Annotated in this window: 13 protein-coding genes; 9 read left to right on the top strand and 4 right to left on the bottom strand. The window is 68.1% G+C overall.

Going from position 1 to position 13,660, the window contains the following annotated elements; genetic code table 11:
- Positions 1-66 precede the first annotated feature (66 nt).
- Positions 67-957 carry a pirin family protein gene (locus KIF24_RS10360; RefSeq protein WP_221083848.1) on the top strand — a complete coding sequence of 297 codons (891 nt, stop codon included), beginning with the start codon at positions 67-69 and terminating at the stop codon, positions 955-957.
- 247 nt (positions 958-1,204) lie between these two features.
- Here KIF24_RS10360 and KIF24_RS10355 read toward each other — a convergent pair whose 3' ends face one another.
- The 4 genes from KIF24_RS10355 to KIF24_RS10340 form a co-directional block, all read right to left on the bottom strand.
- The gene (locus KIF24_RS10355; RefSeq protein WP_230416228.1) at positions 1,205-2,038 is read right to left on the bottom strand and encodes an SAM-dependent methyltransferase; all 834 of its coding nucleotides are present in this window, start codon (positions 2,036-2,038) and stop codon (positions 1,205-1,207) included.
- A 166-nt stretch (positions 2,039-2,204) separates the two neighbouring features.
- The gene (locus KIF24_RS10350; protein WP_230416227.1) at positions 2,205-2,948 is read right to left on the bottom strand and encodes an alpha/beta fold hydrolase; all 744 of its coding nucleotides are present in this window, start codon (positions 2,946-2,948) and stop codon (positions 2,205-2,207) included.
- 97 nt (positions 2,949-3,045) lie between these two features.
- Positions 3,046-3,615: a DJ-1/PfpI family protein gene (locus KIF24_RS10345; protein WP_221083845.1), complete on the bottom strand. Its 570-nt coding sequence runs from the start codon at positions 3,613-3,615 to the stop codon at positions 3,046-3,048.
- 82 nt (positions 3,616-3,697) lie between these two features.
- Positions 3,698-4,441 carry a GntR family transcriptional regulator gene (locus KIF24_RS10340; protein WP_230415452.1) on the bottom strand — a complete coding sequence of 248 codons (744 nt, stop codon included), beginning with the start codon at positions 4,439-4,441 and terminating at the stop codon, positions 3,698-3,700.
- 442 nt (positions 4,442-4,883) lie between these two features.
- Between KIF24_RS10340 and KIF24_RS10335 the strand changes: the two genes are divergently transcribed.
- The 8 genes from KIF24_RS10335 (at position 4,884) to KIF24_RS10300 (ending at position 13,478) form a co-directional block, all read left to right on the top strand.
- Positions 4,884-6,269, top strand: a complete 1,386-nt coding sequence (locus KIF24_RS10335; RefSeq protein WP_331461070.1) for a sugar ABC transporter substrate-binding protein — start codon at positions 4,884-4,886, stop codon at positions 6,267-6,269.
- Positions 6,270-6,307: 38 nt separating this feature from the next.
- Positions 6,308-7,216, top strand: a complete 909-nt coding sequence (locus tag KIF24_RS10330) for a carbohydrate ABC transporter permease (RefSeq protein ID WP_331461069.1) — start codon at positions 6,308-6,310, stop codon at positions 7,214-7,216.
- Positions 7,216-8,127 carry a carbohydrate ABC transporter permease gene (locus KIF24_RS10325; RefSeq protein ID WP_221083841.1) on the top strand — a complete coding sequence of 304 codons (912 nt, stop codon included), beginning with the start codon at positions 7,216-7,218 and terminating at the stop codon, positions 8,125-8,127. Before KIF24_RS10330 ends, KIF24_RS10325 begins: the two co-directional genes overlap by 1 nt.
- A complete protein-coding gene (locus KIF24_RS10320; RefSeq protein WP_221083840.1) occupies positions 8,127-9,194 on the top strand; it encodes an ABC transporter ATP-binding protein in 1,068 nt (355 codons plus the stop codon). Before KIF24_RS10325 ends, KIF24_RS10320 begins: the two co-directional genes overlap by 1 nt.
- Complete coding sequence (locus tag KIF24_RS10315) at positions 9,194-10,270, top strand: ABC transporter ATP-binding protein (RefSeq protein WP_221083839.1); 1,077 nt, start codon at positions 9,194-9,196, stop codon at positions 10,268-10,270. Before KIF24_RS10320 ends, KIF24_RS10315 begins: the two co-directional genes overlap by 1 nt.
- A gap of 268 nt (positions 10,271-10,538) precedes the next feature.
- The gene (locus KIF24_RS10310; RefSeq protein WP_221083838.1) at positions 10,539-11,999 is read left to right on the top strand and encodes an NAD-dependent succinate-semialdehyde dehydrogenase; all 1,461 of its coding nucleotides are present in this window, start codon (positions 10,539-10,541) and stop codon (positions 11,997-11,999) included.
- Between the two features lie 92 nt (positions 12,000-12,091).
- On the top strand, positions 12,092-12,259 hold the full coding sequence (locus KIF24_RS10305) for a hypothetical protein (protein ID WP_221083837.1): 168 nt from the start codon (positions 12,092-12,094) through the stop codon (positions 12,257-12,259).
- 1 nt (position 12,260) lies between these two features.
- Positions 12,261-13,478, top strand: a complete 1,218-nt coding sequence (locus KIF24_RS10300; protein WP_221083836.1) for an iron-containing alcohol dehydrogenase — start codon at positions 12,261-12,263, stop codon at positions 13,476-13,478.
- Positions 13,479-13,660 lie beyond the last annotated feature (182 nt).

The raw sequence follows: 13,660 nt of genomic DNA, 5'->3' as shown, positions 1-13,660 counted from the left end.
CCCGCTATTTGCCCACTCGGATCGGCAGGCGGACGCTTTCCCTGACCGACAGAGAGGGAGGGCATCATGACCACACAAGCCGCGCCGGTGACCCGCAAGGTGGACCGGGTCGTCGACCAGGTCGATCTCGGTCCGACCGCGATGTCCGATCGAAGTTCGATGATCATCGCACCGGGCAACAACGCCTGGACCGACCCATTCCTGCTGATGGGGGAGGAACTGGTCAACCAGCCGGGGTTTGACTGGCACCCGCACCGTGGGTTGGAAACCGTGACCATGATTCTGGACGGGGCTCTGGAGCACGGCGACAGCATGGGCGGCGCCGGTGTGCTCGGGCCGGGGGACGTGCAGTGGATGACCGCGGGGCGGGGCATCATTCACCGCGAGGCCGCGGCCCGCTCGGAAAACGCCCATATCCTCCAGCTGTGGGTCAACCTGCCAGCGGATCAGAAGCTGGTTCCCACCCGATACCAGGACCTGCGGGCCGGCATGCACGCCGTGCACGCCGAGCCCGGCGTGCTGGTCCAATTGATCTCGGGTGAGACCGGGGCGGCGCAAGGGCCGGCGCTCAACCACTGGCCGATCCTCGGCATGATGATCACGCTCGACCCGAGGACCGATTATCGGCAACTCCTCGCCGGGGATGAACGCGCCTTCGCGTACGTGCTCTCCGGCCGGCTGACGATCGGTGGGCGCGGCGTGCGGGCGGGGCAGGTCGCCTGGTCGGACCCGGTGTCCCGGCCGGCTGCGGCGACCACGCTGGCGCTGGCCACCGCTGACGGTGACGAGCAGACCAAGGTCATGTTGTTCGCCGGGCGGCCGATCGGCGAATCCGTGTACGCCAGTGGCCCTTTCGTGATGAACACTCGCGCCGAGATCGAGCAGGCGTACCGGGACTTCCACACCGGCAAGTTCGGCAGCATCCCGCGGCACACTCGCCTGCCCGCCGGTGCCTGATCCGGACAGCGCATCGCGGATCAGTGGCTGCCACGACACGGCCGGCGCGCTCGGATGACGTCCCGCATCCTCATCGGTGGAACAGCCGATCTCATCCCTCGTAAAGTTCGAGGTACCGCCCGGCAGCAGATCGTGGCGACGAGCGGCGTCACGATCTGCTGCCGCGGGTCGGCTGGATAGGCGCGGGACGACAGACCATCCGGCGTTGTTGGCGACGATGCTGATCGGCGGCTACGTCGCAACGGGTCTACGGTTTGCGGGCAAGTAGTCCGACGAAGGTGTGGTAGGTGTCGGTCTGCTGCGGCGCGGGCGTGCCCGGATCCGGACGCCACTCGGCCAGCGGCGCCAGCCCCGGCTCCAGCAGCGTCAGTCCATCGACGAAGGAGAGGATCTCCTCGTCGGTACGCCAGCGGCCGGTGCCCAGCGACTCGTTGAAGACCCGCTCGACCTCACGGGCCTTACGCGAGCCTTCCGGGTCCCGATCACCCGGATCACGGAAATGCGAGATCGCCACGTAACTACCCGACGGCAACGCGTCGATCAACTCTGCCGACACCGCTCGCGGGTCCTCGTCGTCGCCGAGGTGGTGCAGGATCGCGAAGAGCAACAACCCGATCGGCCGGTCGAAGTCGAGGAACCGGCGGACGTCCGGATCATCGAGAATCTCCTGCGGTCGCCGGATATCGGCCTGGATCACCGTCGCCGTGCCCTCCGCGGAGAGCAGGGCCCGCCCGTGCGTCAGGACTATCGGGTCATTGTCCACATACACCACCCGGGCGCCCGGGTTGTGCTCGGAGGCGACCTCGTGCACGTTGCCCTGTGTGGGCAATCCTGACCCGATGTCGAGGAACTGATCGATGCCGGCCTCGGTCACGAGGAAACGGATCACCCGGCGCAGGAAGGCCCGGTTCGCCTGCCCGGCGGCCGGCCCGTCCGGAGTGATCCGCAGGGCGTGCTCGGCGACCTTCCGATCGACCTCGAAGTTGTCCTTACCGCCCAGGAAGTAGTCGTAGACCCGGGCCACGCTGGGAACGGTGAGGTCGATTCCGGGGGGTGCGGCCTCGTCGCGGGTCAACGGCATCTCCATCCGATTTCTGATCACCGTACCGGGATCGGTGGGCAGTCCCGGACTTTGTCATGGAGTGTAGCGATCGGACGGTCCAGATTGTCGCCTCGTTGGTATCGCTCCCAGCGGAGTGCCCCGCGAACAGGATCCACGCCATCAGCGGCGTCGACACCGCGGCAAGTTAGCGACAGCGGTCCCGGCGGAGAAAGCACGACAGCAGTTGCCTGAACTCGTGCGGGTGCTCGATCGGCGGCACGTGCCCGCATCGGCCGAACACGTGCAGACGGACATCGGCCAGGTGCTCGAGTAGGGGCTGGGCTGCCGTCTCGAGCGGGGTGACCCGGTCCTCCGCGCCGTGCACGAGCAGCACGGGCGCGCGGATCGCTGCCAGCGTCTGCGCCGAGAGGGCGAGCTCGTCGGCCCATCGTGCCCTTGGCGGAGGGAACAACGACGCGTATGCGGTCGCCCCCGCTCGCATCGCCGCTGCACGCGCATCGACGGCAGAGTCGGTCACGAGCGCTTGGTCGTGGACGAGGCGACTCAGCATGTCTCGTGCCCCGAGGGGGCCGGCGGGGGCGGCCCAGACCGCGTCGAGCTCGGCGGAGAGCGGCGCCCCGGGGGCGCCCGTCGTCGAGACCGCCACGACACGGGTGACCTGCTGGGGTCGCGCGGCCGCCAACGCCAGCGCCACGGCACCGCCCATGGAGTGACCCACCACGGCGTAGCAGTCGATACCGAGAGCATCCATCAGGCCCGCGGCCTGCTCCGTCCACAACCGGAGCCCACCGGCGGAGCCCGCCGGGACAGGTGTACGGCCGAACCCCGCCAGGTCAGGAGCCACCAGATGGCAGGACGTGCCCAGCTCCTGTGCCGTCGTTGCCCAGGCTCCGGACCCGGTCGTGCCGGGTCCGGAGCCGTGCAGCATCAGCACTGCGGGCCCGGTGCCGCTCTCCAGGACGTGGACGGGAGAACCGTCGACTGTGACGGTCCGAAGTGTCGTCACCGGAGCCGGCCAGGTGCGCTCATGCCGATGCGGGGCTGACGGACTTCGAGAAGAGCTCCATCATCGCCCTGCCGAATTGCGGCATGTCGGGCCACCCCCGGCAGGAGACGAGGTTGCCGTCCACGACGTCGGGAGCGTCGATGACCGTCGCGCCGGCGTTCTCCATGTCACCGGTGATGGGTGGGAAACACGCCGTCTTTCGACCCTTCAGTAGCCCGTACACCGCTGGTACCTGCGCGCCGTGGCACACCAGGGCGATGGGAAGGTTACGCGCGAAGAAGTGCTCGGTGATGCGCCGGACGTCGGCGTCGACCCGGATCCACTCGGGGGCACGTCCCCCGGGGATGATGAGGGCGTCGTAGCGCTCGACGTCGACCTCGGCCCAGGGCACGTCGACCGGCAGCTTCCGGCCGTTCTTCTCCACGTAGGCGTCGGAGTTGGGGTCGAACTCGTGGATGACCAGTTGCACGTCACGCCTCGTCCGTGACGAGACGTCGACGTCCCAGCCGCCCTCCTGCACGCGATAGTAGGGATACATGGTGTCGAGTTCCTCGGCGGCGTCGCCGGTCAGGAGCAGCGCTCTGGGCACCTGCTTCTCCTCGCATCTGGGGGTGGTGGGGTAGATCCAATCCGATCCGATTGAGTTAGCATTCCCCGGCCCAGCCCGCCCGTCAAGCCTCCACCGCCACTGCGTCCGCGTCCTTGACCTCGTCGAACAATCGTCGGAAACGCTCGCCGGACCGCAAGATGTGCCGACGCATCGCATAGGCGGCGGCGTCGGGGTCACGCGCGGCGATCGCGGCCACAATCTCCTCGTGCTCGGCCATGGCCAGGTGAGTGACCTGGGTGTCGTGGTGCAGACGGAAGAGGTGCACGTGGCTGTGCAGGCGAGCGAGCGCCTCACGGATGACCTGGTTCTCCGCGCTCAGGGCGACGAGGTCGTGAAAAGCGGCGTCGCGTAGACCGAAGGCGCCATAGGCCGTAGGCCCGTTGCCCCCCTCCAACTCCGCCATCTCCTCCAGCATTGCTCGCAGACCGGCCACCTGCTCCAGGGATGCACGTTCGGCAGATCTGCGCGCCGCCGCCGGCTCGAGGAGCAGGCGGATCTCGAGCATGTCCTCGAATCGGCGACGGGTGATCTGGGGTGGAATGCGGTAGCCAGCATGGGGCACCCGGACGACCAGGCCCTCCGCCTCCATGCGGTTCAGGGCGTCTCGGATCGGCGTCTGCGAGACCCCCAGCTCTCGCGCCAGGACGTCGATCGTGACGCGGGAGCCAGGCTCGATCCGGAGCGACATCAACTGTCCGAGCAGCGTGTCGTACACCTCGTCGGCGAGCCGACCGCCAGATCTTCCCGGCGACGTTCCGCCCGTCACGGCCCGACGGCCCCGCGCGATCATTCCTTCGTCGTCCATCGTGACGTGAGGCCCTTCTTTGCGTCTTCCGGAACCTGTTGACATCAGTCACAACTCTGCGACATGCTGACGCCCCAGCCAGATCGTATAGGAAAAGTGGCGTACGACCGCCATCCTGCACCGTCGCGGAGCCACCCGCGATCGCTCTACCTTCGATCACCTGGAGTTCCCATGAGCGTGCTCGACGTCCTGCTCGGTTCGTCACCGGGCCCCAGACGGACCGAAGGACTTTCTCGACGACATGAAGATCCAGTACCTCGCGGCGTACTCGTGTCGCCGGCCCGCGGGTCGGCCCCCGCGACAGCCCGGCAGCACGCCTGAACAACCCAGCAACTGCTCGGCGAAGCACATGGCGAGGTTCTAGAAGCCACCACCCAGAAAGCAGGCAAAGAAGATGCGGCATCAACAGCGAACAGGACGAATGTCCGTTCCCAGTCGAAAGGTGCAGCTGGCGACGGCGGCCATGCTGCTGGTGGCCACGACCGTGACGGCTTGCGGCGATGGCCAGGACGACGGCGCGGAGGCGAGCGCACCCAAGGCGCCGGCGACCATCCCGGAGCTCACCAAGGACCCGCTGACCCTCAGCTTCATCTGGTTCGACTGGCCCCCCGCCCAGGCACTGGAGGCATTCGCGAACGCGGAGTACAAGAAGGAGCGGCCGAACGCGACGATCAAGGTGAACACCGTGCCGAACGCGAACTGGCACGACGCGATGTTCACCCAGTTCGCCGCGCGCAAGACCGACTTCGACATCGCGATCCTGGACTCGCAACACATCGGTGAGGCCGTGACGAACGGCAACATCCTCGACATCACCGACTTCGTCAAGAACAACATCGACGTCGAGGCCTACGACCCGTACCTCCTGGCGGCCTACGGCCAGTTCCCCCAGGCGGAGACCGGCAAGCGCGACGAAAACGCCAGCCTGTACGGACTGCCGCTGCTCGGCGACACCTGGACGATGATCTACCGCAAGGACCTGATCGGCGACAAGCCACCGCAGACCTGGGATGAGATGATCTCAGTCGCCGAGAGGTGCCAGACGGAGCACCCCGGCGTCAGCGGGCTGGCTTTCCACCAGGCCAACGGCTCCGACGCCGCGGCCGTAACCTACAACACGGTCAACGGCGTCTACGGCGGCAACCTCTGGGACTCCAAGGCGCGCAAGATCGAGGGCGTCCTCAACGACGCCGCCGGCCAGGAGGCGATGGACGTCCTGGTCAACAAGATGAAGCCGCTGACCGCCAAGGGCTCCGGCAACTGGTTCATCGACGAGGTGAACGCGGCGGTCGCCCAGGGCAAGGCATGCATCGCGTTCAACTGGATCGCCGCCAGCGGCGGCCTGCTCGATCCGGAGCAGTCGACGCTCGGCTCCACGCGGGAGCAGATTCTCGACAAGCTGGGCTTTGCCACCCTTCCGAGCCAGAAGACCAACCTGGTCCCGCTCGGCGGCATGGGGATGCACGTGTCGGCCTACTCCCCCGAGGCGAACCAGGTTGAGGCCCTGAACTTCATGAAGTGGTTCCAGCGGGCTGACATCCAGAAGAAGTGGGCCGCGGCTGGTGGCGTGCCATCGCGTACGGACGCCCTGGAATCGCCCGAGTTCCTCAATGCCGGGCCGTTCAACCAGGTGTACACCGACTCGGTTCCGCGGATGCGGGACATGTGGAACGTGCCCGAGTACGCCCGCCTCGTCGACATCGAGAACACCAACGTGAACGCGGCTCTCAACGGCGCGAAGAACCCGAAGGATGCGCTCGACGACATCGCCAAGGAGCAGCAGGACGTGCTCGACTCCAGCAGCCGCAGGGGCGGCGACGGACTGTGAGTGACCCCGTACCTCTGACGACCGACCACCCCGGGCAGGTGGCGTCTGCGACGCCACCTGCACCGGGTCGGTCCCGCCGGCTGAGCGACCGCGGGCTCGCCGTGGCCTTCGTCTCCCCCGCGCTGCTGCTGTTGCTCGCCATGTCGGTGTTCCCGTTGCTGTGGGCGTTGTACCTGTCCTTCACCGACTACTCGGCCACCCGCGGAGGGCCCGCCCGATTCGTCGGGTTCGGGAACTACACCGCCATCCTGACCTCGGCGCAGGTCCACCAGAGGGCCCTGACGACGTTGATCTACGTGGTCGGCGCGGTCACCCTGCAGACCGTGCTCGGTTTCGCCATCGCCTACCTGATCTCACGGCGCACGCACGGGCGAGGACTGCTGACCACTCTGTTCCTGGTTCCGATGATGCTGTCGCCGGTCGTGGTCGGGCTGTTCTGGCGATTCATGCTCGACGCGCAGTTCGGCGTGATCAACAGCATACTCGGCTCGCTCGGCCTGGGGCCGGTGGAGTGGCTCACCCGGCAGCGAACGGCATTGATTTCCCTGATCGTGGTCGACACCTGGCAGTGGACGCCGTTCATCATGCTCATCGCACTTGCCGGCCTCACCGCGGTTCCCAAGTACCTGTACGAGGCCGCCTCGATCGACCGGGCGTCCGAGTGGTTCCGGTTCCGCACCATCACTCTTCCGCTGGTGTGGCCGCTGCTCCTCATTGCCGTGCTGTTCAGGGCCATCGAGGCCTTCCGGCTGTTCGACCTCGTCTACATCCTCACCAACGGAGGCCCGGGTGTCTCCACCGAGACGTTGTCGTTCCACGTCTACAAGGTCGCGTTCCTGGGCTTCAACACCGGAACCGCCTCGGCGTACGGGATCCTCATGGTCCTCGTCGTCATCGTCCTCACGCAGCTCTACCTGCGCTATCTGAACAAGCTCAAGGAGGGCTGATGGCCGTCTCTGTCGACGAGGCCGTGTCCACAGGTCCTGCCCGGCATCGCACACCCCCCGCGCGCCGCCTCGGCGGCCGGGGCCGCTCCGTGCTGGAGGTCGCGCTGCTGACCGTGCTGGCCGTCGTGATGCTCTTCCCGGTGCTGTGGATGATCGAGACGTCCATCAAGGAGAACCGCGACGTCTACGCCATCCCGGCCGAGTTCTTCGGCTTCACGGTCACCATGGACCACTTCAAGGACGTGTTCGTCGCCCCCGGCGGCGGTCGCTCGGACCTGTCCGTCGCGTTCCTCAACTCCGCCGTGGTCGCCGGGGCCTCTACGCTGCTGGCCACCGTGCTGGGAGTCCCGGCGGCCTGGGCCTACTCACGCTTCGCGGTGAAGGCCAAGAAGGACCAACTGTTCTTCATCCTGTCCACCCGCTTCATGCCGCCCGTGGTGGTCGTGATCCCGATCTTCCTCATGTACCGCCAGGTCGGACTCATCGACAGCAAGCTCGGCCTGATCCTCATCTACACCGCGTTCAACGTCCCGTTCACGATCTGGATGATGAAGGGGTTCGTCGACGAGGTGCCCGCGGAGTACGAGGACGCCGCCATGCTCGACGGCTACACCCGGTTGCAGGCGTTCCGGCGATTCACCCTTCCCCTGCTCGTGCCCGGCATCGCCGCGACGGCGGTCTTCGCTCTCATCTTCTCGTGGAACGAGTTCGTGTTCGCAATCTTCCTCACCTCCAGCGACAGCGTGCGGACCGCCCCACCCGCCATCGCCGGCCTCATCGGTGGCACCACCACGGACTGGGGTCTCGTGGCCGCCGCCTCCGTGGTGTTCGCCCTACCGGTGCTCATCTTCGCCTACCTGGTGCGCAAGCACCTCGTCGCCGGTGTGACGCTCGGGGCGGTGCGACGCTGATGGCAGGCATCGAGGTGACCGCCCTGCACAAGCGCTACCCGGACGGGACGGTCGCAGTTGACCACGTGGACCTGTCCATCGGCGACGGCGAGCTGTTCGTGATGCTCGGCCCTTCGGGTTGCGGCAAGACGACCACGCTGCGGGCCATAGCCGGCCTGGAGCGGCAGACGACTGGCGACATCCGCATCGGCGACACGCTGGTCAACGACCTGCCGCCCGCCGAACGCGACATCGCCATGGTGTTCCAGTTCTACGCTCTCTACCCGCATCTGAGGACCCGCGACAACCTGGCGTTCCCACTGCGGGCCGAGGGCCTGCCCAAGCCGGAGGTGCGCGAGCGGGTCGACGAGGCCGCCCGGCTGATGCGGCTTGGACCGCTGCTGGACCGGCGACCGCGCCAGCTGTCCGGCGGGGAGCAGCAACGTGTCGCGCTTGCTCGCGCCCTGGTGCGACGACCGCGCGCATTCCTCATGGACGAACCTCTCACCAATCTGGACGCAGAGCTGAGGGCCGACATGCGCACGGAAATCAAGCACCTGCAGGGGGAACTGGGCACGACGATGGTCTACGTCACCCACGACCAGGTCGAGGCGATGTCGCTCGGTCACCGAATCGCCATCCTCAACAAGGGCCGCGTCGAGCAGATCGGCACGCCGCTGGAGGTCTACGACCGTCCGGCGAGCCTCTTCTGCGCCGCATTCATCGGCTCCCCGCCGATGAACCTGATCGAGGTGGAGGTGACCGACGGGAAGCTGCGCGGTCAGGGCGGACTGGCCCTCACGCCACCGCCAGGCCTGCCGCGCGACCGTCGCCTGGTCGCAGGCGTCCGGCCGGAGGCGCTGGAAGTCACCGAACCGGAGGCAGACCGTTCGGTCCCGGCCCGCGTGGTCTCGGTGGAGTGGCTGGGCGACGAAATCATCTACGTGGTTGACCACGGCGACCAGCGCGACGTACGGGTCCGGATGCCACCGACTGTCCGGTTCGCCGCTGACGCACCGGTCGGGCTACGGCACGCCGGCGGGACCCCGGCGGTCTACGACGTGAGCACGGAAGAACTGGTGGCCTGATGGGAACCGTGGCAGTGCACGGGCTGTGCAAGTCCTTCGGCAAGGTCCAGGCCCTGGACGGGGTGACGCTGGACGTGCCGGACGGCTCGTTCTTCGTCGTGCTCGGGCCCTCCGGGGCAGGCAAGACGACGACCCTACGAGCGATCGCCGGACTTGAGAAGCTTGACGGCGGGTCGGTGCATCTGGACGGGAGGGACGCGACCGGTGACGCCCCGGCCGCGCGCGACCTGGCCATGGTCTTCCAGAGCTACGCCCTCTACCCGCGACACACGGCGTACGAGAACATCGCTTCGCCGCTGCGGGCACGCCGCTGTTCGTCGACCGAGATCGCCGCTGCCGTCGAGCGGATGTCGCGCCTGTTGCACATCGAACGTCTGCTGCAGCGTCGTCCCGCGCAGTTGTCGGGCGGTGAGATGCAGCGTGTCGCGCTGGCCCGGGCGCTGATCCGTCGGCCGCGCGCGTTTCTCATGGACGAGCCGCTGACAAACCTCGACCTCAAGCTCCGCGTCGAGATGCGCACCGAACTCACCCGCATCCACCGCGGCCTCGGCGCGACCTTCGTCTACGTGACAAACGACCAGGTCGAGGCCCTGTCCATGGCCGACCAGGTCGCGGTCCTCAAGGAGGGGAAGGTGCAACAGGTCGGAACGCCGACCGAGGTGTACGAGCGTCCAGCCAACCAGTGGGTCGCAGGATTCGTCGGGAGCCCGCCGATCAGCCTGCTCGCCTGCCACGCCGAGGGAGATCGTCTGGTCGGTGCGCAAGGCTGGACGCTGCCGCGGCCCCGCTGGACCACGGCTGAGGACGGTCGTGCGCTGCTGCTGGGTCTGCGCGCGGAGGACCTGTCCGTCGAGCAGCGTGGGAACGCGTCGCTGTCGGGGGAACTCTACGGGCTTGAGCCGCTCGGCGACCGAACGGTGGTCGACGTCCGAGTGGGGACGGAGATCCTCAAGGTCAAGGCACGACCCACCGTCACCGGAACGCCGGGCGAGCGGCTGCTTGTCACGGTCGACCTGGACCGCGCGCACCTGTTCGATGCGGGCACCGGGCTGTCGCTGTCCGAGGCTGGGCGGTAACCGCGCCGGGCGACGACGGCACCCGCACGCGGCAATCGAACCGTCGCGGACCCTCACCACCGGGAGCGGCCCGACGACGTGGAGACGGCCGTGGCCCGAGAAGGCGATCGGTGGCCCGGGGCGTCGTCCGGCAGACCGGGCCACTGCCACCTTCGACCCGCTCGGCAACCTCGCCCCCGACGAGGGCGGATGACCCGTCCGTCCACACGCCCTGCCCGATCGCTGAGGCATGCCAGACAACACCAAGAAGACCACGGGAGGCGACGCAATGAGTGACCCGATGAACGTCCTGGCCCCCGAGCACCGACGGCTCCGGATCGGCGACGCCTGGCGCGACGCCGCAAGCGGAGCCACCTTCGCCGTCGAGGACCCGGCCACCGGCAAGACCATCGCCGAGGTGGCGGACGCCGACGTCGTCGACGGGCTCGCCGCTCTGGACGTGGCGAGCAAGGCAATGGCGCAGTGGGCGGCGACCCCGCCGCGGAAACGGTCAGAGCTGTTGACCGCGACGTACCGGGCACTGACCGAGCGATCCGAGGAGATCGCCCGGCTGATAACGCTCGAGATGGGCAAGCCGCTCGCCGAGGCTCGGGCAGAGGTGGCCTACGGCGCCGAGTTCTTCCGCTGGTTCGCCGAGGAGGCGGTGCGCGTCGAGGGGCGCTACAGCACCGCTCCCGCAGGTGGATATCGCATCCTCACCGTGCCGAAGCCGGTCGGACCATGCGTCTTCGTGACGCCCTGGAACTTCCCGTTGGCCATGGGTGCCCGCAAGATCGCTCCTGCGCTGGCCGCGGGCTGCACGACGATCACCAAGCCGGCAGCCCAGACGCCACTCACCATGCTGTTCCTGGCCCGCATCATGGAGGAGGTCGGCGTTCCCCCGGGCGTCGTCAACGTGGTGACCACCAAGCGTGCCGGCAAGGTGGTCTCCGCACTGCTCGCCGACAGTCGGACCCGCAAGCTGTCGTTCACCGGGTCGACCGAGGTCGGGCGCGTGCTGCTCCGACAGGCTGCGGACAACGTGCTGCGCACCTCCATGGAACTGGGCGGCAACGCGGCCTTGATCGTGTGTGCCGACGCGGACCTGGACGTCGCGCTCGACGGTGCCATGGTGGCCAAGATGCGCAACATCGGGGAGTCCTGCATCGCGGCCAACCGGATCTACGTCGAGGAGCCGGTACGCGAGGAGTTCACGGCACGCTTCGCCGAGCGGATGGGCGCGCTCTCGGTGGGCCATGGTCTCGACGACGGCGTGGACGTCGGGGCGTTGATCGACGAAACCTCGGTCACCAAGATCGACGAACTCGTCGCCGACGCGGTCGATCGCGGCGCCCGGGTCCTGGTGGGCGGCGAGCGTCCGGATGGGCCGGGCCACTTCTACCCGCCTACGGTCCTCGTCGACGTGCCCGACGACGCGCGGATGCTCAGGGCGGAGATCTTCGGCCCGGTCGCGCCGATCGTCTCGTTCACGTCCGACGACGAGGTGATGGCGAAGGCTAACGACACCGAGCACGGCCTGGTCGGATACATCTTCACCCGAGACCTCCAGCGGGCACTCCGGTTCACCGAGGGGCTGGATACGGGAATGATCGGCATCAACCGTGGTCTGATATCGGACCCGGCAGCTCCGTTCGGCGGCGTCAAGCAGTCCGGCGTCGGCAAGGAGGGGTCGCACGAGGGCATCCTCGAGTACCTCGACCTCACCTACGCGGCGATCGACCTACCGTGACCGGCCTGCTGCTCCGGGCGCCCGTCGAGAGTCACCGCGCCCTGTGCACACACGACCTGAGCGGTCTCCACCCGGCGGACGGGACCCGAGCCATGGCCGGCACGAACCCACTGGCAGCCGGGACGCCGGCGGGCGCACCACCGCCCGGCGCGGGCGCCTGCGCCACCCGGGCGGCCAACCTCGCCGACGCTATCCCGGTCTCGCAGGTGACCTGGACGTCCGCCCAGCAAACCGCCGCCGACGTTCCGGAGAGGCACTGACATGCTTGAGACCGTCCGCGGACCACGCCAGCTGATAGTGGGCGAAGGGGTCGCACAGAACATCCCACGAGTGGTGGCCGAGAGTGGCTCGCGAGTCCTCATCTTGACCGACCAGGTTCTTCTGAGGCAGCCGGGCGTGGCCGAGATCGTGGCCGCCGTGCGGGAGAAGGTCGAGGTCGTCCAGGTGTTCTCCGACGCGACTCCGGACGTGCCACTCGCCGATGTCGCCCTGGCCGTCTCGGTCGCCGCCGAGGTGGACGCCGACGTGATCCTCGCCATCGGGGGTGGCACGGTGATCGACCTCGCCAAGATCGTCGGCGTCATCCGGCGCCACGGTGGGACGCCGCGCGACTTCTACGGCGAGTCGAAGGTGCCGGGGCCGACGATTCCTCTCGTCGCGGTCCCGACGACGTCAGGCACCGGCTCCGAACTCACACCCGTCTCGGTGCTGACCGACCCGGACCGCGAGCTGAAGGTGGGGGTGTCGAGCGTCCACATCGTGCCCGACTTCGCCATCGTCGACCCCGAACTCACGTACACCTGCCCTGCGACCGTCACCGCCCACTCCGGCATCGACGCGTTCTGTCACGCGGTGGAGAGCTACACCGCGCGACCCCGGGCCCACGGACCGCGCGACCCGGTGGAGCAGGTGTTCCTCGGCCGCAACCCGATCACCGACCACTACGCGCTCCTGGCCGCGGAGCGGATCGCCCGTAGCTTGCGTCGTGCTGTCAGGGACGGAGGCGACACGGACGCGCGCGCGGACATGTCCTATGGGTCCGTGCTCGCCGGACTCGCCTTCTCCCACGCGGGCACCGCGGCCCCGCACGCTCTCCAGTACCCCATCGGCGCAGCCACGCACACGCCGCACGGACTGGGCGTCGGGCTGCTACTGCCCTACGCGCTGGACGCGGCCAGGGATGCCATCGGCGACCGGTTGGCCATCCTCGCCGGGGTGTGCGGGCTCGACGTGACCGATGCCTCGGATGCCGAGGCCGCAGACACGTTCCTCAGCTGGCTCGACGGGCTCCTTGCCGACATCGGCATCCCGCCCACCTTGGCGGACATCGGCGTGGCCCGCGCCGACCTCCCCCGCTTCGCGGAGATGGCCAGTGGCGTCACCCGCTTGATCCAGAACCATCCAGGCCCGAACGACACCGCCAGCCTGACCGCGATCCTCGAAGCGGCCTGGACCGGGGATCGGACCCACACGTCCTGACTCCGCGCAGAGATGGTGACCACCGCGCCTGGACCATCGAAGCCGAGACCGCGACACCTACCCGCTCACTCACCGGTGAGCTTCCTCGCCACGACTGCAAGAAATCCCCGCCCGCCGCCGGCACCGACGGGTGGCAAGCACACCCTCACCGTCCGATCAGTCTTCAACGGGCGTGATCTCGT

Origin of the sequence: Micromonospora tarapacensis (genome assembly GCF_019697375.1) — a bacterium.
GTDB lineage: Bacteria > Actinomycetota > Actinomycetes > Mycobacteriales > Micromonosporaceae > Micromonospora > Micromonospora tarapacensis.
This window is presented reverse-complemented; position numbering and strand designations above follow the sequence as displayed.

Excerpts from the sequence above, each read along its gene's own strand:
- KIF24_RS10315 (WP_221083839.1), top strand. The coding sequence starts at position 9,194 with ATGGGAACCGTGGCAGTGCACGGGCTGTGCAAGTCCTTCGGCAAGGTC.
- KIF24_RS10310 (WP_221083838.1), top strand. The coding sequence starts at position 10,539 with ATGAGTGACCCGATGAACGTCCTGGCCCCCGAGCACCGACGGCTCCGG.
- KIF24_RS10305 (WP_221083837.1), top strand. The coding sequence starts at position 12,092 with ATGGCCGGCACGAACCCACTGGCAGCCGGGACGCCGGCGGGCGCACCA.
- KIF24_RS10350 (WP_230416227.1), bottom strand. The coding sequence starts at position 2,948 with ATGCTGCACGGCTCCGGACCCGGCACGACCGGGTCCGGAGCCTGGGCA.
- KIF24_RS10340 (WP_230415452.1), bottom strand. The coding sequence starts at position 4,441 with ATGGACGACGAAGGAATGATCGCGCGGGGCCGTCGGGCCGTGACGGGC.
- KIF24_RS10300 (WP_221083836.1), top strand. The coding sequence starts at position 12,261 with ATGCTTGAGACCGTCCGCGGACCACGCCAGCTGATAGTGGGCGAAGGG.
- KIF24_RS10320 (WP_221083840.1), top strand. The coding sequence starts at position 8,127 with ATGGCAGGCATCGAGGTGACCGCCCTGCACAAGCGCTACCCGGACGGG.
- KIF24_RS10360 (WP_221083848.1), top strand. The coding sequence starts at position 67 with ATGACCACACAAGCCGCGCCGGTGACCCGCAAGGTGGACCGGGTCGTC.
- KIF24_RS10325 (WP_221083841.1), top strand. The coding sequence starts at position 7,216 with ATGGCCGTCTCTGTCGACGAGGCCGTGTCCACAGGTCCTGCCCGGCAT.
- KIF24_RS10355 (WP_230416228.1), bottom strand. The coding sequence starts at position 2,038 with ATGCCGTTGACCCGCGACGAGGCCGCACCCCCCGGAATCGACCTCACC.